Below are 23,481 nucleotides of genomic sequence, written 5' to 3'. Positions count from 1 at the left end.
AGTTTATGACTATTATTTACAAATATCATTTCAGTTTTTGTTTCGCTTTTGTTCTTTTTCTATTATTCTTTTTCTATTCGCTATGAATTCTTGGCGCTTCTTTTCATGTTGTTCCCACGTAATATTAAATGATGGGAATTTGAAGCGACAATACACCAATAGGACGAATTCTGCTGATACTACAGCGAATATATATAATATTATTGTTTGTACAACATAAATTGCCATTTGGCTAAATGTATAATTAAGATTTAAAAAAATTAATATAAGTAGAACCATTACACCAATTGTCATTCCAATCAATAAATATAATTTTGCGTTAGTAAAAAATGAGACAGCTGGTCCTTCCGATTTATATCCTCCATGTTTTGCCTTTTTAAAAACATTAATTGTAGTTACAATGTGAGTACAAAGCGCCCCTAACATTATTAAACCAATATAAACTAACGTTTTATTATTACTTGGAAAATCAAACATTCCTTCAACCATCATAACGATAAATGGTAATGTTGCTAATTGAAAAGAATAAAATAAAGTCACGATGGCTTGGAGTTTCTGTAATTTAAAAGCAACCTTTGAAGACATGAAAATTATTAAAAAAATCAACTCCAAAATGTATAACTTTACCTCAGTTCGTACCAAAAATGTTTCAAATGGTGTTAAAGAAATCTTATCACCGTTCAGCAAAACACCTAAAAACATGATGAGCATTGGTATAGAAGTATATGCAAAAACTCCCCCATAAAAGATTCTTATATAATCCGGACTTAATCTGTTTCTATTTTCAATTTCAAAAAGGCCCAAATCTTCTTCCTTTATCTTTAGCATTCATTTATCCTACCTTCTAATTTTATATAAATTACCAAAATATTGATTTTAATTTTTTCAGGACCTTTTCATTTTCTTTCGTAAACTCTTTATAATTTCCAGACTTTAAATTATCGTTCATATTTACTGCCCATTTTACTAATTTCTTTGTTCCGCTAACTACACTTTCACCTCCTAATATGCTAAGTTTCTCATTCACCAGTAATGAGGCTCCAATCCCCACCACTGCACCTATAGCTCCTCCTGCCAAGGTTCCAAGTGGTCCCACAGCAGTCCCAATCGCTGCTCCAGTTGCTGCTGCTCCCGCTGCATATGCTAAGTCCACACCTGTATCTAATGCAACATCTCTTACATCCTGTAGCTGAAATCCATCATCTTGTGACTGTATAATATTATCTACAACTGTCAACCCCGTTCCAATAATTGCCACACTTTTGAAGAGCGTCCCAGTACCTTTGAGTTTTTTAAATGTCTCTGGCCACTTCTTAAAATTGAATTCGTCAATGCTCTTTTGAAATTCGGTCCCAAATGAATCTGTCCATCTATTTTTAAATGCTTTTAAAAAACCTCCTGCATTCCGAGTCATCATAAAATCTTCAACCGCTTTAAATTCAGGCAATTTATAAATATCTTTTTTTGCTTGTTTTATTACATTTCTTGTTTCGTTGTTGTAATTGACTTTAAATTTATCTTTAAAAATAGCATCTTCATTTGCATCTGAAGCTAAAAGTTTGGAAGCCGCTACAATATCGGCATCGTTTAAAGTTTTAAATACATATGCCCCTTTTCCTTTTCGAGCATCAACATCAAAATCAACACCAAACCCCAAATTTTTTTTCATGTAAACAAGGCGTAAATAACCAGAAAATAATCCGACTACTCCTTTTTTCACTTTACCCGTATATCCCGCAATTTTTTTAGCTACTCCAACTATAGATGCAAAGGTTCCTTCAGACAGAAGTTTTTCGGTTGTATCACTAGAAAAGTTTCCTTCAGTCTCTTGTATTTGTCTCATAGCACCATCTAATCCGCGTAACATGTCATCAAAATTTTGAAGATCGTTTTGTTGACTATTGTAAGTCTCTAGTTTTTCTAACGTATCACTGATTTCTTTTTGACTTTTTTCAACCCCTTCAGAAATTCCTGATGATGAGGGATAATGGATCGGAACAATATCATTAATTGAACTGATAGTCTGTTGGGCTAACTCATTCGATTGATTAAAACTGTTACTATACCCATTAATTTTTTGCTTTACATTATCTAAATAACTCCCATAAATCTTCGTATCTGCATCACTATCAACAGAACTATTAAAATCTTCTAATGCTTTTTCAAATTGCATACTTAAGCTTTCTGCTGCGACCATACAACCTGAAATAACACTTCCATGAACTCTAGATAAATGGCCTTTAATTCCATCAGCAGCAGCACCTTGAAATGAATTAATCTCACTAAAATCCGCTATCTTTCCTAATAATGATTCAAACTGTTGATTCAACTCAGTGGCACTTGCTTGAAATCTACTCTGAAGTTCTTTTACTTCTTGTAACTCTATATTTTTATCCACGTTTCTCCCTCCCTATTTTGCATGATAATTTGAATCTATCATTCTTAATTGCTTCTCAAGTTGTTCGTCTTTTTCGACTATTTTCTCCCCAGTTTGTTGTATTTTATTTAAGTCATTTTCTAATATCTGTTCGTATCGCTGCACCTTTTGAGATAACTTTTCAATTGCTTCACAATATTGAATTAGCCTAGTCAAATTCGTACGACTCAACTGCATACCATTAAATTTAGTCTTCCCTAAATCACTAGCACCACTTTTCAAATCACTTACTTTCGCATCAAATACCCCTTTATTTAATTTAATTTCCCCCATTTATCATTTCCCCGCCTTCTGTACTTCTACTTGAATACTAGCGTCAACCATTGAAACACTTCTACTTAGAGAAAGAATACTAGACTCACATGTAGCGATTTCTCTTTCAAGCCGCCGTATAGCTTGATCGATGTCTTCTTGCACTCTCCCTAGTTCTCCAATAAATCTCCCTAAATTCGAAATGACTTGTTGTTCATACGTTTCTTTAAAAGTAGTTGCTCTTTGCCCTTTCCAACTACTCTCGTTTACTTCTAAAGACTTAAATTGCTCTTGATTTTGTTTAATTGCTTCAAGATTATTTACAAATTTCCCTTTAGCAGTTATTAGCCTTCTTAGTTTCATTTGTAATTCAGCCAATTGCCCTTGTTGATGACTTATACTACTTAATAAACCAGATTTTTGACTATTTAATTCCTCCATCCCCATGCAAATCCCCCCTTAAATAGTTGGCACTTTAATTCTAGTAGCAAAACGATTTTCAACAAAATACCCTTCAAATGGATTTAATTTTGTACTACTTAAATCTTTATTAGATACATCGAAGACCATTTGGCCTGATGATTTTCTAAGTAAAATAACATGAGATTGCGTTTTTATTGTTTTTGAAACTAAGTCGTATCGACTGTCAATTGAATCAACATCACAGCCAATTACGAAGTGGATGCCCATAAATGCACCATTTGTTATTAATTCCGCTAAACTATATATATCGCTATCTTCTAAATTACTTAAAATATCATTTACATCCGCAATTACGATTACAATCGGCTTAAATTTCTTAATAAATTCTGCCGGGTTCACTGTTTCACTTGATGCTTCCTGCTCCTCTTTAAACGCTGCTTCTCTCGATTTATAAGCATTTGTAACTTGTTTAATCGTTTTCTCAATTCCTGTTTTTTCAGCTACATATAAAGCAGCGCTCTCTCTATAGTTTGAGAAATTTCGTGTTCTTGTATCAATTAAACCTAGGTCAAAGTGTCCACTGTCTGCTAACTGTTGAAGGAATTGATGAACTACATTTTCAACTTCATCTTTCTTGATTCCCCCTACAACAATATTAGACGCTTCCGTTAAATCTAATTCGAGAGGCGTAACGTTTTCTGTCTCTACACCAAATGTTAGTTTGCCTGCTTCAATAATTTTTCTTGTTTCTGGCCATGCAATGAATTCCTTGTATTCCAGAACTTCAGGTACCATAGGAATTGCTTTCGGTCTTTCTCCATCCCAGAAGGAATCCATCTCTTTTCCTTCAGCTTGTATATTTTCAATTCGAGTAAGGACATCTTCTCCATTTGTCGGTAAAGCTGTTTGGAAGATTGTTGGTTCGTCAATTTTAACTAAACCACGGCCTGCTAATTCTTCAATTTTTAACTCTGTTCTTCCTACAATAGCTCTAGATTCTGCCTCATCTATCATATATAGCGCAATTTGTAGTTTAATATTTGTATTTACTTGTACTCTCAATGCATTTTGACGTGTAGCCGTAAGCATTAAATGAATTCCTACTGCTGCCCCTTCACGTACAATTTGTGCAATAATGCGTTCAAAGTCTTCGACAAATCCAGCTTCTCTAACAGCATCATAGTTATCTAACGTAATTAATATTGTTGGTAATACTTCTTTACTAGCTCTCTCATACATTTCAAGACTCGCAACACCATATTTACTTAGCAATTGCTTTCTATCTTTTAATAGGTCTTCTATGCGACGAAGAAATTTCTCGCATTTTTCAACTTGGTCTAATGTAATGATGTCTGCCACATGCGGTAAGGATTTTAATGGCATTAAGCCATTTGTTCCGAAGTCTAATAAATACACATGCAAATGCTCCGGACTATGCTGGCGAGCTACATCCATAATGACTGATTGTAAGAATGTTGATTTTCCGTAGCCTGGACTTGAGAAGACCGCTACGTGTCCGTCTTTACTAATATCTAATGTTAATGGTGTTTGTGATTGTAATTCAGGCTGATCTAGTAGACCAACTGTTGCTTGTAATGGTTTCTTTTCTTTCGTCCATGCTTCTTTGAACTGAATAGCGTGTAAGTCTTGTAAATATACGCTTTCTGGAAGTGGTGGTAACCACGGTCTAGCTAACGCTTCAATTTCATTTATTTCTGCGTAATCGTGAATGTAGTCAATAACAGCATCCAGTTCAGATGGTACGCTTATTACTTCTTTACTGCTACCAAGTCCACTTAAGTCTTCACTTAATATTTCATATTGTCCTAGATCATTTATTGCATAGATTGTTGCGTCTAAATGTTCTTTATCCTCTTTGTTTTCTACATAGTCTGCTCCGCTCCAAGCTGATTGGAATAGTTCATAAATTTCATTATTCCCAACTTGTAAGTAAGCACGTCCTGGTAATGTAATTTCAGCAGCATCTGGTGTTTTTAAAATTTCATTACTATCTGATGTATTTTGCACTTTTAATGCTAGTTTGAATTTCGAGTTACTCCAAATTTGATCATCTACAACACCACTCGGTTTTTGCGTAGCTAATATTAAATGGATTCCGAGCGAACGACCGATACGCGCTGTTGAAACTAACTCTTTCATAAATTCTGGTTGTTCTGACTTTAGTTCCGCGAATTCATCACTAATTAAAAATAGATGCGGCATCGGTTCACTTACTAAGCCTTCTTTATACAGTTTTTGATACTGATTAATATGGTTTACATCATTTTCCCCAAATAAGCGTTGTCTTTTTTGCAATTCAGCTTTAATTGATGCGAGCGCTCTCATACTTTGTGCTCCATCTAAGTTCGTAATTGTTCCTAATAAATGCGGTAAGTTTTTGAATAAATTCGCCATTCCGCCGCCTTTATAGTCAATTAGTAAAAAGGCTACTTCGTACGGGTGGAAATTGACTGCTAGAGATAAAATATACGATTGTATAATTTCCGATTTACCTGATCCGGTTGTACCTGCTATTAATCCGTGTGGTCCGTGTGCTTTTTCGTGTAAGTTTAAGTTTACGATATCTTCTTTACCACGTAATCCAAGTGGTACAGCTAAAGATTTATGCGCTGCATTTTTCTCCCAACGACTTGTGATATTCAGTTCTTTTACTTTTTCAACGCCGTACATTTCTAAAAATGTTACGCTTTCTGGAATACTATTTTTTAAGTTTTGCAAATGATTTAATGGTGCTAATGCCCGTGAAATATCTTCTAAATTGAACCCTTTCGGTACGTGATTTAGTTTAAATTGACGGTTAACAAGCTCTCCTTGCTCTAAGATGATGTTCCCTTGTTTTGCATCTCTTATATCTATTACCGTTTTCACATGCTCCGGTAAACTTTGCATAACATCTTGTACAAATACAAGTGATACACCTAATTGACTCGGATCATCATTAAAGAATTCCATAACAACATGGTCTAATATTAGTTTTTCATCTGTAATGAGAACGACATAGTGCGGTGCAAAGTACATTTTTTCATTAGTAGAACTTTTTTCATCTAGTTTTAATTTTCGTTCTTTCAATATTTGATACAAACTATTTAACACTTGATCACGGCTACGATCATGGTATACAAATCCACGTACATTTATATCGCGAACACTTCCATGAGGTAACCAGCGCATCCAATCCCATTTTTCTTTTTCTTCTTCCGGAAAAATAGTAATAAACTGCAAGTCATAATAACTATGGAATAAAGCCGTTTGTGCAACTAATAATTGTAATTGCTCTAACACTAAAGAGCGTTGGCCAATATAACCGACTGGTCCATTCATTAAATCTGTTACAACTGGTACATCTTCCAATGATAGATAACGCTGTCTTAGTTCACGTGCTATATCGATTAATTCATCTTTCGTTTGACTAAATTCTTCTTCATTAAATTGAATTTCAAAACTCGTATTAGCTTGTCCTGTTCCAACGCTAAATGTTAAGAAATCATGATGTAACATTGTTTTTTCATAAATTCTAGGATTTACTTGAACTGCCATATTACGTATTACTTCTACATTTGGATTGTGATAATGTAATGCGTGACGCTGTTTTTCACTTTCTGCATGTAAATCTTTCGTTTTTTGTTTTATATACTCTCTATAGCTTTTATCTCGTTCAACAATGTCGACTTTATATTGCTTCAAATTTTTAATATACGATGTGACAGAAACAATGATTGTTACTAATGTCATCGCAATCGATGCGATAATAAACATTCCATATTTCATGAAAATAGCAAGTAATACAGTTACGACAATCATGACAAGTGAAGGTGCAATGATTCTTGCTAAATGCTCCGTTGGTTTTGATGGCATACTTGAAGGCTTTGCAATTGTCATTTTCTCTTCTGGTTCACGGTAAATAATACGTGGTGAACGATGATAGTCTGGATAACCACTTTGATAATTCGTTTCTGATTCTACTAAAATAGGTAACGCAGATTTCACTTTATCTTCTGAAGAAAGTACTTGAATGTCTTCACTACCAATCTCCAATAAAATACCATCAAAATATAATACGTCTCCTGATTCCAACATAACGCTATCTTTTAACTTCGTATAATTATGAAATACATCCCCGCCATACACGTTCACTTTAAAAGAATCGTACAACGTTTCGCGAGATAGCATTAAATCTACACTAGTCCCGGTAATAGAAATATCATCGTAATCGTTTTGACTCACTGTAAGAGAATGTTTCGTTCCAATATCAAACACTTTAGTTGTGCCAACAATAGATATAAAGATTTTCAAGCTCACATCTCTTGTTTTCCCAATCTCAATTTCCTTATTGAATTCTATTAATTGATCCTGTACCATCCAAGCATTTACTTCATTATTCCACTTTAACTCTACTTCTTGTTCTAAACTTGGATTCGTAATATCATTTGTCCACTCTTTTCCAATCGACACTATTGATTGCTCATTTGGATGTAATGTGCACTTATATATTTTGTCTCCATAAGTCAATACTAATAGTTGCTCCATCCGTGTTCACTGCTCCTTTTCAACTGTCTCATCAAGTGCTTACTCTTTTTTCTCTGTGTCCGACAAATTTTTATCGTTTGATGAATTGCCATATTTCTTTTTATATTCATCTAATTGTTGCTCATATGTTTTTAACTTTTGATCACGTTCTTCCCCTGATAAATCCGGATTATTTTTCAGTGATTCAATTTGTTTAACAAGGCCGTACATAATAAGCTGAGGATCATCAAGTGTCTTAGCTAAATCTAATGATTTATCAAAATTACCTTTTCCGTTATACATCCAATACAGCAAATACTTTTCATCACTTTTCAAACTAATGTTTTTCATAATCGATTTCTTTTGAGCTTCACCTAGTTTTTCAGCTGTAATGTATGCAAATGCTAACTCATATTTAGATGCAATCGGTAATGATTCAAACTCCTCTTCATTCAATTGCGTAATGACTTTGTCATAATCAGTTGCTATGAAACTTGCATTTGCTTCTAACAATTTATTTTGATAAGGAAATTTTATAAAAGTGAAATATATTAAAGGAGCAGCTAAAATAACTGTCGCCGCTATGAAGGAAAAAGCTAAGTATTTAAATGATTTATAGCTTTTTTTAGGTACTAACTGCATATTTTTTTCTGTTTTTGTTTGTTCCTTCTCAAAGCTGTCATCAAGAAACTGCAGTAATGCATCTAAACTTTCCATTTGAGCAACGGTCTGTTCAAATGTTGTTTCTTTTGCATCTTTTAGTAACCCAGCATACAAATCATCAAAGTTATGTTTTTGGGAGAATAAAGCAATAATTAGACACTTATATTGTGTTAAAAATTGCTCTTCTAATAATGGGGTTGGCGGAACAATATCTCGAATTCCTCTATGTATAATACTTGGTATTAAATTAGCATTAAAAACTATATTGTCTGGATGTAAAAAGAACGTGATTCGTTTATTTAAATATTTACGAAACTGCGCAACATTCCGAAGTAGTCTTAATTTCTCATTTCTTCCAAAACGGCTAAGATCGTCCCACTTATATAATTTTTTATCTACTTGATATAGAAACGTAAACATATCATCCGTTTCTTCTATTGTTAATGGTACAAATTCAGATGATTCGCCCGTAATTATATCGAATTGACGGAAGTCTTTTATACGTGTTTGAGATTTGGTCATCTCCAATTTCCAATTTTCTTTTTCTATTTGAAATTGATAGTTCATTGCATCAATTTGAATTATTTTTTCCGTCATGTTTATCCTCTTCTCCTTTTCTTTATAACCCGTAATAACTTATTTTCAAATAACTAAAAGTAAAAAATATTCTTTATAAAACTTGCAAAATATCTCCATCTGTTATTTGGTGATCAATTAAACGATCATTATCTGTTAAAACAATTGACTTATTTTTCACTTTAATTACAAAATGTGAACCTTCATGATTATCAATCTTTAGCGTATCTAATAAGTTTTTTAATAAATATTTAATAGATTGATGATTCGGAATACGCAAATCATATGTATTTCCATTCCATTTACTAAAATCTACTGTCACATTGATATGTGTTTGTATTGCCATCACTTTACCTCCAACTTTTACGAAGAACCGTATAAATACCGATGCAAATAAGTAGAATGCCGCCGCCAAATAATAATATTATTGTTATACTAATTGGCTCTTCATTCATTGTTTCATTACTCGCTACTTCATCTGCACTTTTTCTGACAATGTATTCACTGCTAAATAAACTATTTTTCGTATCTTTAACACTATTATTCTCTTTTGGTTTTGTAAAAAGAGAATCTCGCAAAGCTTCCATATCTTTTTGTTCTTTCTTTTTCTTTTTCTCAATTTCTTCCTCTATATCTTTGTTAAATAACTCAATCGATGCTTTATCTAATTCTGTTTCCTTATGTTCCTTTTTATTTTTTTCTTGGTCGCTTTCTTCAAGTCGATCCACTTTAAACTTAATCTTCCCATCATCACCAAGATAACTGTCAGCCGCGCTCCTTATCGGTAGCGCGACAAACAGTAAAAGGATAGAGAGAAATGATAACTTAGCCACTATGCTCCATTGTTTGATCATTTACTTCTTTTTCCTCCCATTTCTTATGCCATACAAATAGATTACTAACCAATCCAATAATGGCAATTACAAACAATACGACAAAAATAACTTTCCCAGTATCTTTACCACTAATAAAATCATTTAGAAAACTTTCTATATACTGAAGCGGTGAGAATTGACGTATCTTTCCGACAGACGACATTTGATCTACTTTACTTCCAACTGCCTCAGTTAAAAATAGGTACATGCTTAAAAATACTAATAGTATAAACATTCCTACCATTTTTATTTGTCGTAATAAGTAGGTTGAGACCAATACAAACGCCATCATAATAAATGTGATGAACGCAATCCATAGTAAACTTTGATCCTGACCGAACTTTAAAAGACGCCCAGAAATGATACCTATACTAATCCCTTCCACAATTGATATACCGAAAGCTACTACTGTAGTTGGTACATTCATATCAATTAATGAGAATTTCTCTTCAAAATGATCTGATTGCATTCGTTTCTTTTCTTGATTCGCAATTGCGTATGCTGTAAATAATGCAACAATGAAACAAGTTAATACAATTAAGTACGGTGTAAAAGCATTACCTGCTGCAATTACTCCATCATTTTGCTTTTGAACTGGACTAGCTAAAAAGTCATATAGCATCTCATTTTGACGATCTCCAATACGGCTATTCGCTAAAATTTTCGTAAAGTTTTTGGAGAATGATTTATCATCTTCCATTTTCTTCGTAAAGTCATTTAATAATAGATCAGCTTTTGAAACAATTGTCGTTCCGCTGTCTTGAATTTCTTTTGCTTGTCCATTAATTTGATCAAATGTTTTATATACATCGTCTGAAGTTGCTAAACTATGCTTCGAACTTTCGACCAATGACTGACTTTGCATCATTAATGATTTAATACCAGAATCTAACGATAAAATAGCTGTTTGCTCACCAGCATGATTTGTTGTTAATACTTGCTGCTCTTCAACTAGCTTTAAGCTATTCTCACGCCATTTCGCTAAACCTTTTACATACTCTCCTAAATTTTCATTCATACTAGTTGCTTGTTGCGTCGTTCCATTTAATTTCTCCGCTAGTAGCATAGAATTTTGATCCGCACTAGTAATAGATTGTTGATAAGAGTTTATTTTTTGTTTTAAACCTGACATATCTTGCTTTATTTCTGTAGTAATACTTGATGAAACAAGATTTGAAATTAAATCAATTAAACTTTGTTTATTTAATACGTAGTACAAAGATTGATCCGTCGCAATTGCATCTAAACTTCCCTCTTCTAACTTAGGACCTACATCTTTCGTTCTTAAATCAATCCCATAATACATTTCGTAAAGGCTCATTAAACCTTGATAACTTTCGACTGTATCTACTGCTTCTTTTATTAATACACTAGATATATTTTTTGTTAATACTTCTGCTTTTTGATGTACTACTTGATTCGTTGTACTTTCAGTAACTTTACCGTTATCTGTTCCCGTTTCGCCTCCTGGATTTCCTCCGGTTCCGTTGTCTGTTCCCGTTCCGCCTCCTGGATTTCCTCCGGTTCCGTTGTCTGTTCCCGTTCCGCCTCCTGGGTTTCCTCCGGTTCCGTTGTCTGTTCCCGTTCCGCCTCCTGGGTTTCCTCCGGTTCCGTTGTCTGTTCCCGTTCCGCCTCCTGGGTTTCCTCCGGTTCCGTTATCTTTCCCCGTTCCGCCTCCTGGGTTTCCTCCGGTTCCGTTGTCTGTTCCCGTTCCGCCTCCTGGGTTTCCTCCAGTTTCGTTATCTTTCCCTGTTCCGCCTCCTGGGTTTCCTCCAGTTCCGTTATCTGTTCCCGTTCCGCCTCCTGGGTTTCCTCCAGTTCCGTTATCTTTCCCTGTTCCGCCTCCTTGGCTTCCTTCATTATTGCCTGTTGTGTTTTCCATTTTTTTGATAATAGGCGTTTTAGCATTGTGTACTAACGGCATTATGCCATACTGTGATTTATGAACCACATTTTCCACCTTGCTATTTTCCGTTTGTGTTCCTTTATCTTCTTTGTTAGGTTTTTCTTTTTCAGGACTAGTTTCTTTTTTATGAGTCCCACTCAATTCCCACTGCCACATTACAGGAGAGAAAACATCTATATTGATGTTTGGATCTTTTAACTTCACATGCAGATCAATCTTTATATCCCCTTCATTACGAGGAGCTATTGTAATTTCTCCTGCTTCGCTTTGAAGAAAATCACTTGTACGATCCACATCATCAATATATAAAGCTTCTGTACTTCCATCTAGTTTAAATTCTTCTGGAATCTTTATCTTCAAAATTTGCGGAGATTCCATTTTAATTACTTTCGCAGTATCACTAAATGTAATTCCCTCTGTATAAAGTCTATCCTTTACTTCTTTAATAGCGTTTCCTAAAGATATTTTATTTACAGGATCATAATAAAAATTATTTTCTTTATTATATTTTTTTGTAAATTGAATTACATTTTGCAGTTGTAATTTCGTCGCATCTGGTAAATCGCTTTGACCGATTTCTTCCATGTTTAAACTAGGTAATTTCGCAATTAAATTCTCGATTTGTTTCTTTATTCGAGCATCTGGTTGTTTCATTAATGTATTTATGAAGATTTCTTGCTTTCCATCATTCGACATAGATTGCTTTAACTTCTTAATTACCGTCTCTTGAATATCACTTTCTAACTTTCCTGCAAGTTCTGTATCATATTCAGATACTTGTTTTTTTACATCTGCTAAATATTTTTGAATCGCTGCAGCATCAGTTAAAATATTCGGTTCTTTCTCTGAAAACGTAAATTGATTTGAAATAATTTTATTAGCGGATTCCAATGCACTTAATTGCTTTAAAGCATCGCCTGTATTCATATCATTCATATATTGATTGAATTGATTTATGAAATTATTCGCTAACAAATTGTTATCAGTTTGCATTTTTTGAAAGTTATTAAAACCATCTAAGTACGTACTGTTTGATTTATTCCCTTCATCTAACGCTTGACCGAAACCTTTTAAAACATCCTGAAATCCTTTGAAACTATTAACAGAAACACCTGTATAATCTTGTACTGTTTTAAATTGATTTGTGTAATTTGCTAACGGACTATGTATATCTTTTTTATACATAGTTGTTTGAACGTTTCCTTTTTCAATTATTTTACCTATATTATCTTGTGCACCTTGTAGCTTACCGATAATACTCGCAAAATAAACGTCGATTATTTGCTTATTGAAATCTTCTAAAATAACAGAAGCTGTATTTTCTGCCTCAGCTTTCAAATCCTTATTCCCAGTTGCATTTACTTTGTAGTTTAACGTTAATTTCTCTGGAATCTCTGAATCAATCGCAACTGCCTTCCTAGAAAAATCATTTGGAATAACAATCATCATATTGTAATTATTATTTTTCAATCCATTTTCTGCTACCCCGCGACTAACTACGTACCATTCTTGTTTCGTATTTTTATTTACATTTTTAACAAATTGATCTCCAAATGCTATTTTATTGCCCTCAAATACAGTGCCCTGATCTTCATTTACCAACGCAACTGTCATTTTTGGTGTAGTATTCTCATTAGCTTTCTTAACATTTTGATTTAATGCTAAATAGGAGACCCCTGTTGATAGTACAAGAGCTAAAATAATAAACAACAAGATGCTCCATTTGAACTTTTTCACTACTTATCACTCCTGCGACTGCGAGTCTATCTAATGAAAGACTTCGTATCTTACTCTAGTTTTAAAGTAATTTAGCCATACAACGTATGGTTGCATGGCTAAATTATATATTTCTTTTTATCTGTCTTATTGTAGACCGAAATTACGAGAAAGATCTTCGTCATGTCTAGCAACAGCTTCTGCAGTTTTATTAAGCTGCATATTAATTTCTTGTAATAGCTGTGCGAAGTTTTGTACTTTTGGCTTTAATTGATTGAACTGTTGGTCAAAACCTTCGAAAGCACGACCTTCCCATTCTCCTCTTAATTCATTTTGTAAGTTTTGTAGTTGACGTAAAATGTCCTCAATTTGATTTGCACCTTGTCCATATCGAGTCGCTTTCGATTTAAGCTCCTCTGGTGACATACGAATTTGTCCTGCCATTATTAAATCCCCCTTAAAATTAAAAAATAGTAAAATTAACCAATAATCAATTCTACAAATTGATTATATCAATAATTTAAAAATTTCTAAACAAAAAAATGATATTTTTCCAAAATTTCTCTTTTACTATAATAACGATATATTGTATAATACTAATTTATTTGTTTTTTAAGCACACTCTATAAATCGACTATAAAATAAAGGCAAACCATCTATTTTATACTTTATCGCTTTAAATTCCAGCGATAAAGTAGCCACTAAATCATTATTTTCTCTTCTCTCATTCAGACTATTCTACTCACTTCAAAGTCATAATTACCTGCCTTTCAACAAACCCAAACTCTTCGTACATCTCTTTTGCAAAATTCCCAGCAAATACATTCAACCGAATTTCTGAATACTTCTCCTTTAATTCCTTAATACCAGCTTCCATCAGTTCTCGCGATAATCCTCTCCCGCGATATTCTGGGAAAACGTACAATTCATATATAAATCCAAGTTTTTCACGAGAAAAATAGTCTGTATTTTCCCCTATTAATATCCATCCCATTACTTTATTTTTTTCTTTAATAATTAAATAGCATGCTCCTTTTTCTACAATCGGCTTTGTAATCTCAATTGCTTTCTCGGTACTTAATTGACAATTCCCTCTCGTCCCTTCAAAAAGCGATTGAGCCGAATATTTTAATATTTCATTGGTATCTTCTTGATTCGCCTTAACAATCATTTTTCACAACTCCCCTTGAATAATAGGCATTACTATCGCTTGTTCAAGATTCTCCGCTTCCATAACAATTGCTGTTAATCCGTGTTCTGTACTTGTTTCATGGAGCTCTCCCTTTTCCCAAAACACAGCTTGTCCCGCCTCTATCTTTATCTTTTCTTTATTTACCCCACATACATATCCAGCTCCTTCCACAATAAGAAGCAGTTGAGATACAACTGCTTCATGATTACCGATGATTCCATTCTCGTGTAAATGCATAGCACCGATATGTATATTTCCTCGATGGTTTAATATTTTCGACATGATGAAATTAGATTGAAATACTGATAGGTGCTTTCCTACTTTTTCACTAAAATCAAAAATTTTCATTACTAGTTCTCCTTATACGTATAAAACCATCCTTACTGTCTGCATCATATGTCCTTCAAAGTCTTCTTCAAATTGCTCTAATTCAGCAAAACCTTTCGCTTCATAAAAGCGTTTTCCTTTTTCATTTGCTGCTTCTACATGTATGTACAATTTCCGTATCCCATTTAATGCTTTAATTCCTTTTTGTAATAAAGCACTTCCGATCCCTTTTCCTTGCTGATCTGGTAACAAATAAATCGCACCTAATTCCGCTTCATTTTGTAGTCTAACAGGTGAAAAGTTCGCAAACCCTATTACTTCTCCTTCTTCTTCCGCAACGAATAAATGCGTATTTTTAAGACGATATTTCATTTTTTCATCAGAATATGCCTCGTCTAAAAAACTGTCTTGAATTTCTCTTGGAATAATGCCTTCATATGTATCATGCCAAGCTATTTTTGCTACTGATTGTACAGCATGAATATCTTCTTGCTTCATTTCTCTAATTATATATGTCATCTCGATGTCTCCATTCTCTTTAAATTATATTCTGCTAATATACTAGAAGAAATGGCAGAACCATTTTCATAATTCACCTTAATTAATTTTAATTTCTCAATTGAAGCTGTTACAAAATCAAATTTCTCATAAATATATTCCATTACACTTAAAAACTGCTTTGTATGTAATCTATTTGCAATTGTACAATGCGGTACCCATTTTCCCGGTACGTAATATGAATTTGGGTTGTCATGAAAAGTTTTAAAATAATCATGATAAGAATGATGAAGTTTTAACAATTCATTGGTAACAGTCGGCGCTAGAAAGACCGTTCCATTAGTAGGAAAAATTCCAACAGAAGGAAAAGTTACTGCATCCATATTTTCTTGAATAGCTACAAACTCCCCTAGTTTCTCAGTATACAAATGAACATCTAACTCATTATAATCAGCTAACGTAATATGAGGTTCTACTCCAGCTAGTTGATTTGTTCCAATTACATTTGTTAATTCATTTTGCAGTTCTGTAATTTTATTAGTAAACACACGATCAAATGTAGCAATAATAGCGTACAATCTTTCTCACCCCTTCGTTACACATAGCGCTTCCCATTCTTCACGAATCATGCCCATTCGAATAGAATCATAGTATGTTCCGTTATAATAACGACACTTTCGCATTCTACCTTCTAAGCTCATTCCTATTTTCTCCGCTACTTTCATCATTCGTTCATTACCAGACCAAGTCGTGATTCCTACTCTACCAATCTCCATTTTTTCAAATAGCAAATCTCTATATAATGTCAATGTTTCTGTACCGTATCCACCATTCCAGTATGTTGGGTCATAAATCACAAGCCCCATCTCTAACCAACGCGTCGGTTTGTATTCCCAATAAAACCCAACTGTCCCAATGATTTGACCGTTATTTTCTATAATTAAATTGGATAGCGGTTCTTCTTTTAAACGAGTTTGCATCTTTTCCTTATAGGATGAGTATTCTTGCATTGAAAACGGAAAATACGGTGCATCCCATTTTTTCCATTCTGGATTTTCTTCTTTAAACACGAGATTCCATAATGTTTTTATATCTGATTCTTCAATTGTACGAATTGTTACTTTATCCCCTTTTACTATTACGCTATTCATAATTTCCTCCTACACTCCTCTTTATTTCATATATAATTATAATATTTTTTCTGAAAAATCAAAACAAATATCATTTATTATATTGTATAATTTTGTTATAAGGTACGAATTATTCATGTAGAAAGCTGGTGATTCAATGAATAAACGATTTAGTATTGCTTTATTTCTTACTATTGTTACGACAAATATTATTCTCTATTTCTTCTTACCATTAAGTATTGTTACGAAATGGGACTTTAATGGAACGCCTACATCAACAATGGATAAAAGCACTTTTGTAATCGTAAATATAATTATATGTTCCTTCTTATTCTTTGTATTTTTAGCTTTATCTAAAGCAGCGAGTAACCAAAAATTTCTCCATTGGATCGGCAACACAATGTTACTATTCTTATTTTTTGTCGATATTGTCATCGCCCTCATCGCTCTTGGCTTTTCACTTCCTCTTGATCATTTCATATTTTTAGCATTAGGGCTTTTATTTATATTAATAGGTTATTTCAGTTCCAAAATTGATACGACTAAATCAACCGTTTCATTAGAATGGAATGATAAGCACCTTGAAAAAAGAGCTTCAAATATTAGTAGTATTTCAATGATGATAGCAGGTATTTTTTTAGCGATACTTCCTTTTATCGTTTCTGCTCCCTATAGAGGTTATGCTATACTAGCAATTCTTTTAGGAATGACGCTTATCATTCTGCCGAGTACGATTTATTTACTTATTAAAGACAGCAAGCAATCTACTCCTTTAAAAAAATAGGAGGTTATATCCCTCCTATTTCAGCTTAATGTTTTATTTTTCACTTTTTCTATCTCAACTAAAATCCCTTTCACTATCCAACCCTCTACGCCATCTTTTTTAATTAAATCATATCCTGAACAGCTATCATCAATGAGAGAAACGATATCTCCCTTCCTAACGCTTATTTGCGCACAAGAAATATCGGTTTTCACTGTATATTCACCTGACTTAAGTTGTTTCATATATTCATTTTTTACAGTGAGCACATTATTCGTTTCCTTTTGTTTACATACGGTGTAATCTTGCATCTTCTCGATAGGCTCTATGTAATAATACGGATATGTCACTCCGCCCTGCATTTCTGAATTCGCATTAAAATCCGCTATTACTTCGTACTCTGGAAAATAGTCTACATATGTATAAGAAAACGTATCGCCCGTTTGTTTCCTCTGAATAATAAATACGTTTAATTGCCCTGCTTCTTTAATTGCATTTCCTCCATCAATTGCAATAATTTTTTTCTCCTTATCAATAACTGGATTATTAGACGGTGCTTCTTCAGAATAGTTCACGACAGGCCAATGACCGACTATTACATACTTATTTGCTTTATGTGATTGATTGAAAAACTCCGGCATTGCTATCGCATTTTTGCGCTCAGTTTCTTTCCAATCTACTCTATCTTCTAGACCGGCATGCACAAAAATATAATCTTCTGTTTCAATCGCTGTCGGCAACTCTGTTAGCCAATATAGTTCTTGTGAAAATTCACTTAACAATGCTTCTTTCACTTCACGAATTGAAGTGCCCTCATGAACTGAAAAACCCAATTGCTCTAGCCATTCATTAAAAATTGAATGCTTCCTCGTACATAAATAATTAATAAGACCAGGATTTTCATTTAGAAGAGCATCAACTAAAACTTCACAATTCCCTTCAACAACGTGAACCTTTGAATTGTTCTTTACAAGATTCATAACGTAGTTTACTACGCCTACGCTATCTCGTCCTTTCTCGCAAAGATCTCCATTAATAATTAAATAATCTTCATCTTTAAAGTTAACTTTATGTAGTGCTTCTTTTAAAAGATTTAATTCTCCATGAATATCCGATATGACGATAACTCTAGCATCATTAGGGATTGATAGTTTTTTTATTTTTTTCAAGTATAAGCGCTCCAATCATTCTCTTTATTAAATTAAAACAATTCGACAAAATACACTATATAACCTTTTCAAATACATATACCATAACTTACAACCTATTTACGGTTTAATAATAACTTAAAAAATAAGAAGGAGCTGTTCCCAACTTTTGCGGGACAACTTCTTCTTATTTTTTATAATTCTTTATGAAAAGAATAACTCACCTTATCATACCCTTCTCTTTCATAAAAACGATGAGCATCAATTCTTGAAAATGCTGACGTGAGGACGATAGACTCACATTCGTTTTCCTTTCCCCAGTTCTCTATATACGAAAGTAATACTTTCCCATGTCCTTTTGAACGATGTGCTTCTGCTGTTACAAGGTCATATACGAAAACGTGTTTCTTATTATAAAAGTTCGTACAAATCGCTACACCTGCAAGGCTAACAACTTCATCATTCTCATTACGCAGCGAAAATAGTTTATAATTTTCTTCTTTCATATTTCGAAATAAAGAGCTTGTTTCCTCTTTTGAAAGTTTCATTCGTAATTGCTGTAAAACAGGTAATACTTCATGTAATTGCTCTTCTGTTACTACTTCTTTAACATTCATTTTTAACTCTCCTCTAAATATTTATTTAATTTTCCAAATGTTATATCATTATTATAGAAAGTAACTGCCCTTCACTTAAGTGACAGTTTAAGTGTTTTTTATAAGGCCAGTTTTAAAGGAGAGTTTTATATGGATTTTACTATCCCATTGCAATTACAAAGTAACACACCTATTTACTTGCAAATTTACGAATATATAAAAGCTGAAATTATACAAGGGACTATTTCTGTCGGCACACGTCTACCCTCACACAGAAATTTAGCATCACAACTTAATATTAGCCGCATTACTGTTGAATCAGCTTATCAACAATTATTAGCTGAAGGTTATGTAGAAAGTAAACCGAAACGTGGTATTTTTGTAGCAAATTTCGATATTGACGTTATCCCAAATAAAAAGCCAAATGCAGCAAAGAAGACGAGCAATTTGATAGACGAAAAATTTGAATATGATTGTAGCCAAGGACTTATTGATCAAAATGCATTTCCGATTACAAATTGGAAACGAGCATTACAAGAATCCATACTTACATACGAAAATGCACTATTTGCAAAAGAAGACCCTCAAGGTGAATTCGCTCTTCGAGAGCATATATCAACATATTTATATCATTCTCGCGGTGTCCATTCTTCACCTGATCAAATTGTGATTGGCGCCGGAACGCAGCCACTTCTCTGGCTACTACTTCAACTGCTTGGCCCTACAAAAGAATACGGCATTGAAAACCCTGGATTTCACCGTATACACGCAATCATTAAAAGCTGTGATAGACAAATTCATCCCATACCATTGGATGAAAAAGGTATTGATATTTCTAGTTTATACAATACAAATTCCAATGTCGCATACGTTACACCATCACACCAATTTCCACTCGGGATTATTATGCCTTTATCTAGAAGATTAGAATTGTTAAAGTGGGCTAATGATTGCAGCGGATACATTATTGAAGATGACTATGATGGAGAGTTTCGCTACGCTGGTAAGCCGATTCCTTCTTTACAAAGTCTTGATTCAAATGAACGCGTTATTTATATGGGGACTTTCTCAAAATCTTTTTTACCTTCTTTACGAATGGGATATGTTGTTTTACCACCACACCTTTTAAAAACATATCAAGAACTGCATGGAATTTTCAAACAAACAGTCGCTACAATACAACAACTTGCTTTTGCTAACTTTATACAAAGCGGGAATTGGGAACGTCACCTTAATCGGAGTCGTACACTATATAAAAGAAAACATCATGCGTTAGTAAAATCCATTATGAAAGAAATGGGGGCTAATGTTCAAATTCTTGGCGAACAGTCCGGACTTCATATTGTTTTATGTGTCCATAACAGTATGAATGAAAATGAACTGATTGAATCCGCTAAAAAACAAAGCGTTAAATTATACCCACTTTCTCCATATGATTTCGTGAATGATTTACGTAAGGAATCATACGTATTACTCGGCTTTGGTAGTATTCCAGAAAATAAAATTGAAACGTTGGCTACATTATTAAAAGACGCTTGGTTTCCTAGTTGCAAGGAAACTTTTTAACAGTGGATTTAACTTGTAACATGTTAACAATTCAACAAAATAAAAAAGAAGGCTGTTCCAAAATAACTTTTTGGACAGCCTTCTTCTAGTTATTCACCTGACCTAGCTTTCCTTCCCGGACGTTTCACACCAGTCGTTTCTGTTGAATAGGAAGCTTCGATTATAGCGGCTGGATCTACAGAGAGAACGAGATCTTTCATTTTCGGATAAATGAATCGGTTTGTAATGCAATAAATGATTCTCTTATGCTCCCCTAAAAAACCACCTTCTCCATGTAGATACGTAACAGATAGTTGCAATTCTTTCATAAGTAAATCGCCTATTTCTTTATTCTTACCAGAAATAATCATAACGCTCTTACCTTGATTAATACCATCTAATATAAAATCAATCATCTTCGTAACAATATAGAAAATTGCTAATGAGAACATCGCTTGTTCGATTGAAAATAAAATGGCAACAAAGATGAAAATAACTGCATTTACTGCAAGTAAAAATGTACTAATCGGTACATTAAAGTGTTTATTCATCCAAACTGCTAACATTTCCGAACCGTCAATTGCTCCACCCATTTTAACAACAATCCCAACACCAATTCCAAACAGTACTCCACCATAAAGTACAATTAATAACTCAGAAGTCGTAATTGCTGGAAATGGTTTTAAATAAATTAATCCGAGTGTTGTAACTACATTCGCATAAGATGTACGGATAAAAAATTTCTTTCCCATTACTTTTGCAGTAAATAATAAAATTGGGATATTAATTCCTAAGAACACACCATAAAGCGGCAATCCTGCGACTTTATTTGCCATAATAGCAATAGCCGTTACCCCGCCATCTACTAATCCATTAGGTGCTAAAATAAGCTCTAATGAACCTGCTACTATAATTGAGCCAATTGTTAATAATACGTATTCAAATACTTTCTTCATTCATTACCCCCAAAACTTATATATTTTCTTAGTATTATTTTAACGTAATTTTACTACTAATTCAAAGGTATCGATTTATATACACAAAAGTTTCTCCTTTATCGCTATTTTTATGTAACACATGTAACGCGTAATACTAAAAACACACTTACAAATTAAAAGTAAGTGTGTTTTTAACATCTATTTAATCTTTACGTACGGCTTCATTTTTAATTTGAATATTTCCTCAACTGCCCTTTGATATCCACCGGCATTTCTAAGCGACTCTCCCACTTTACGACTATTCTCCTTAAACGTCACATCATCCATTACTTTCTTTACAGTCTCACGTAACAATTCAGAAGTTAACTCGTTGCGATTAAGTCTTATTCCTGCCCCTACTTCAGTCAATCGTTTTGCAACGAATGGCTGATCTCCTGTTACCGGAATTACAACTAATGGAACACCGTAATATAACGCTTCACTCGAACTATTCATACCACCATGTGTCACGAATACATCAGCATGCTGTAAAACTTCTAATTGCGGGACATAATTATACAACTTAAAGTTTTTCGGGATATTTTCAAATTGACTTATATTTATCTTCTTACCAACGACTAATACGACTGTCGCATCAACATCTTTAAACGCTTCAAAACATTTTTCATACAAAGCAGGTTGTTCATTAAAAACTGTTCCCATAGAAATGAAAATCACTTTTTCATTTTTTAAATCTTCGGTAGGAAAACTCCCCACTTCTTTTCGAGTAGCAATTGATGGACCTACAAATTTATACGATTCATCAAATACCTCTGAACGTGGCTGATATTCTTTTGAAGTATATACAATCGTAATATCACCAGGATGGTTCATAATATCATACATACTATTACATTTCATTCCATACTGCTTATTCCATCTTTCCATTCCCGCTAAACAAGATTGATATAATGGATCCATTTCATCTACTTGTCTCGCTTCTTGCTCATCATGAAAATTAATGTACTGATTAACAGCAAACGTTGTACAGGATGAAACGCTTGGTAATTGTAAAATATTCGCTATAATACGTCCTACTGGAAAATGATTATCATATATTAAATAATCATATTTTTCCTCTTTTGTTTCTTCTACAATTTGAGTAACAATACGCTCTGATGCTTCAATCATATGAGATAGCATCGTCAAAGGGCTCCCACCTTCATTTACTCGTTCCATAATATTAATTTGAGAGAGAAAATTCTCAAACACTCGGAATTCCGCACCTGTTGCTTCAACCTTCTTTCTATAATCTTCAATACAATAAGAAACAACTGTTTCCCCTCGCTGAATTAACTCACTTACAACAGCTAAAGTCGGATTAATATGACCTTCCCCAGGAAAATTTATTACGAGTACATTTGCCATAACATTCTCTCCTATCCAATTAATATAATAAAATTAACAATTAATTATATTAATTAATTTAAGTCTATTATAAATGAATGCATTCTACTTCTTCATGCTTTTCTCTTCATTTTATTATTGAGAAATATTTTCTATAGTCTACATTATTGTGATTCACAATCTTATAAATGAATGCTTAATTTTACTTTTACTCTTCATAGATTTAAAGATACGAGTCTTACATTCAAGTATTACCACCATTATTTTTAGACAATTCATACAAAAATAGAGAAATATAATATTTTTAATGAATTTTCACTATAAATGTAAGTATGCTTTCAATCTTTTTATCTTTATCCTCATAACACATCATCTGTTATATAATGAATTTATAGAATTTACAGAAAAATAAGCACATGCCTTTAAAAGTGGTTACGAAACAATTATGTCTATTCCTCACTTAGAAGAATATAGACAGCCTTATCGTTATTTATACCGACTGTTATCTGTGCAAGGTAATGTGGAATTAAAAAAATGGTTAAGTCACCCATCCTATTTTTAAATACGAATGAGAGGGAATATA

At 33.4% G+C, this 23,481-nt stretch carries 21 protein-coding genes and 1 pseudogene; 3 read left to right on the top strand and 19 right to left on the bottom strand.

Annotated elements, in window-relative coordinates:
* Positions 1–30 precede the first annotated feature (30 nt).
* The 15 genes from ACS2CR_RS14455 to ACS2CR_RS14385 all read right to left on the bottom strand — a co-directional run bounded on the left by ACS2CR_RS14455 (position 31) and on the right by ACS2CR_RS14385 (position 16,543).
* Positions 31–828: a hypothetical protein gene (locus tag ACS2CR_RS14455; protein ID WP_053512320.1), complete on the bottom strand. Its 798-nt coding sequence runs from the start codon at positions 826–828 to the stop codon at positions 31–33.
* 31 nt (positions 829–859) lie between these two features.
* Positions 860–2,398 carry a T7SS effector LXG polymorphic toxin gene (locus ACS2CR_RS14450; protein WP_309567868.1) on the bottom strand — a complete coding sequence of 513 codons (1,539 nt, stop codon included), beginning with the start codon at positions 2,396–2,398 and terminating at the stop codon, positions 860–862.
* A gap of 12 nt (positions 2,399–2,410) precedes the next feature.
* The gene (locus tag ACS2CR_RS14445) at positions 2,411–2,710 is read right to left on the bottom strand and encodes a TIGR04197 family type VII secretion effector (RefSeq protein ID WP_053512322.1); all 300 of its coding nucleotides are present in this window, start codon (positions 2,708–2,710) and stop codon (positions 2,411–2,413) included.
* 3 nt (positions 2,711–2,713) lie between these two features.
* A complete protein-coding gene (locus tag ACS2CR_RS14440) occupies positions 2,714–3,136 on the bottom strand; it encodes a YwqH-like family protein (protein WP_053512323.1) in 423 nt (140 codons plus the stop codon).
* Between the two features lie 12 nt (positions 3,137–3,148).
* Positions 3,149–7,660, bottom strand: a complete 4,512-nt coding sequence (essC, locus tag ACS2CR_RS14435; RefSeq protein WP_053512324.1) for a type VII secretion protein EssC — start codon at positions 7,658–7,660, stop codon at positions 3,149–3,151.
* Between the two features lie 39 nt (positions 7,661–7,699).
* The gene (gene essB / locus ACS2CR_RS14430; protein ID WP_000136611.1) at positions 7,700–8,899 is read right to left on the bottom strand and encodes a type VII secretion protein EssB; all 1,200 of its coding nucleotides are present in this window, start codon (positions 8,897–8,899) and stop codon (positions 7,700–7,702) included.
* Positions 8,900–8,972: 73 nt separating this feature from the next.
* Positions 8,973–9,224 (bottom strand): EsaB/YukD family protein, encoded by a 252-nt coding sequence (locus ACS2CR_RS14425; RefSeq protein WP_001007571.1) that lies wholly within the window; start codon positions 9,222–9,224, stop codon positions 8,973–8,975.
* Positions 9,225–9,228: 4 nt separating this feature from the next.
* Positions 9,229–9,732 (bottom strand): type VII secretion protein EssA, encoded by a 504-nt coding sequence (essA, locus tag ACS2CR_RS14420; RefSeq protein ID WP_000595655.1) that lies wholly within the window; start codon positions 9,730–9,732, stop codon positions 9,229–9,231.
* Positions 9,704–13,396 carry a type VII secretion protein EsaA gene (gene esaA, locus ACS2CR_RS14415; protein WP_088056707.1) on the bottom strand — a complete coding sequence of 1,231 codons (3,693 nt, stop codon included), beginning with the start codon at positions 13,394–13,396 and terminating at the stop codon, positions 9,704–9,706. The genes essA and esaA overlap by 29 nt, the downstream gene beginning before the upstream one ends.
* A gap of 126 nt (positions 13,397–13,522) precedes the next feature.
* Positions 13,523–13,819 carry a WXG100 family type VII secretion target gene (locus ACS2CR_RS14410; protein WP_000918601.1) on the bottom strand — a complete coding sequence of 99 codons (297 nt, stop codon included), beginning with the start codon at positions 13,817–13,819 and terminating at the stop codon, positions 13,523–13,525.
* A gap of 298 nt (positions 13,820–14,117) precedes the next feature.
* Positions 14,118–14,546 (bottom strand): GNAT family N-acetyltransferase, encoded by a 429-nt coding sequence (locus tag ACS2CR_RS14405; protein ID WP_000635649.1) that lies wholly within the window; start codon positions 14,544–14,546, stop codon positions 14,118–14,120.
* 3 nt (positions 14,547–14,549) lie between these two features.
* Positions 14,550–14,915 (bottom strand): cupin, encoded by a 366-nt coding sequence (locus ACS2CR_RS14400; protein ID WP_000688076.1) that lies wholly within the window; start codon positions 14,913–14,915, stop codon positions 14,550–14,552.
* Positions 14,916–14,927: 12 nt separating this feature from the next.
* Complete coding sequence (locus ACS2CR_RS14395; protein ID WP_000221048.1) at positions 14,928–15,413, bottom strand: GNAT family N-acetyltransferase; 486 nt, start codon at positions 15,411–15,413, stop codon at positions 14,928–14,930.
* Positions 15,410–15,970 (bottom strand): 2'-5' RNA ligase family protein, encoded by a 561-nt coding sequence (locus ACS2CR_RS14390; protein ID WP_000270892.1) that lies wholly within the window; start codon positions 15,968–15,970, stop codon positions 15,410–15,412. The genes ACS2CR_RS14395 and ACS2CR_RS14390 overlap by 4 nt, the downstream gene beginning before the upstream one ends.
* Positions 15,971–15,976: 6 nt before the next feature.
* On the bottom strand, positions 15,977–16,543 hold the full coding sequence (locus ACS2CR_RS14385; protein ID WP_001089593.1) for a GNAT family N-acetyltransferase: 567 nt from the start codon (positions 16,541–16,543) through the stop codon (positions 15,977–15,979).
* 136 nt (positions 16,544–16,679) lie between these two features.
* Between ACS2CR_RS14385 and ACS2CR_RS14380 the strand changes: the two genes are divergently transcribed.
* Positions 16,680–17,306: a DUF1648 domain-containing protein gene (locus ACS2CR_RS14380; RefSeq protein ID WP_053513135.1), complete on the top strand. Its 627-nt coding sequence runs from the start codon at positions 16,680–16,682 to the stop codon at positions 17,304–17,306.
* Positions 17,307–17,326: 20 nt separating this feature from the next.
* Here the strand turns inward: ACS2CR_RS14380 and ACS2CR_RS14375 are convergent, their stop codons facing one another.
* Both ACS2CR_RS14375 and ACS2CR_RS14370 read right to left on the bottom strand, forming a co-directional pair.
* Complete coding sequence (locus ACS2CR_RS14375) at positions 17,327–18,454, bottom strand: metallophosphoesterase (protein WP_053513137.1); 1,128 nt, start codon at positions 18,452–18,454, stop codon at positions 17,327–17,329.
* Positions 18,455–18,627: 173 nt separating this feature from the next.
* Positions 18,628–19,050, bottom strand: a complete 423-nt coding sequence (locus ACS2CR_RS14370) for a GNAT family N-acetyltransferase (RefSeq protein ID WP_001101110.1) — start codon at positions 19,048–19,050, stop codon at positions 18,628–18,630.
* Between the two features lie 129 nt (positions 19,051–19,179).
* Here ACS2CR_RS14370 and ACS2CR_RS14365 point away from each other — a divergent pair, with 129 nt between their 5' ends.
* A complete protein-coding gene (locus ACS2CR_RS14365; RefSeq protein ID WP_053513139.1) occupies positions 19,180–20,595 on the top strand; it encodes a PLP-dependent aminotransferase family protein in 1,416 nt (471 codons plus the stop codon).
* An 89-nt stretch (positions 20,596–20,684) separates the two neighbouring features.
* Here the strand turns inward: ACS2CR_RS14365 and ACS2CR_RS14360 are convergent, their stop codons facing one another.
* Entirely contained in the window at positions 20,685–21,530 is an 846-nt protein-coding gene (locus ACS2CR_RS14360; protein ID WP_000755125.1) for a YitT family protein, read from the bottom strand.
* 180 nt (positions 21,531–21,710) lie between these two features.
* A complete protein-coding gene (locus ACS2CR_RS14355; RefSeq protein WP_000024486.1) occupies positions 21,711–22,919 on the bottom strand; it encodes a macrolide family glycosyltransferase in 1,209 nt (402 codons plus the stop codon).
* Positions 22,920–23,310: 391 nt separating this feature from the next.
* Here ACS2CR_RS14355 and ACS2CR_RS14350 point away from each other — a divergent pair.
* Positions 23,311–23,460 (top strand): annotated as a pseudogene (locus ACS2CR_RS14350) (nitrate reductase); the annotation flags it as partial.
* Positions 23,461–23,481 lie beyond the last annotated feature (21 nt).

It is taken from the genome of Bacillus cereus group sp. BceL291 (genome assembly GCF_051776705.1).
Classification (GTDB): domain Bacteria; phylum Bacillota; class Bacilli; order Bacillales; family Bacillaceae_G; genus Bacillus_A; species Bacillus_A cereus.
This window is presented reverse-complemented; position numbering and strand designations above follow the sequence as displayed.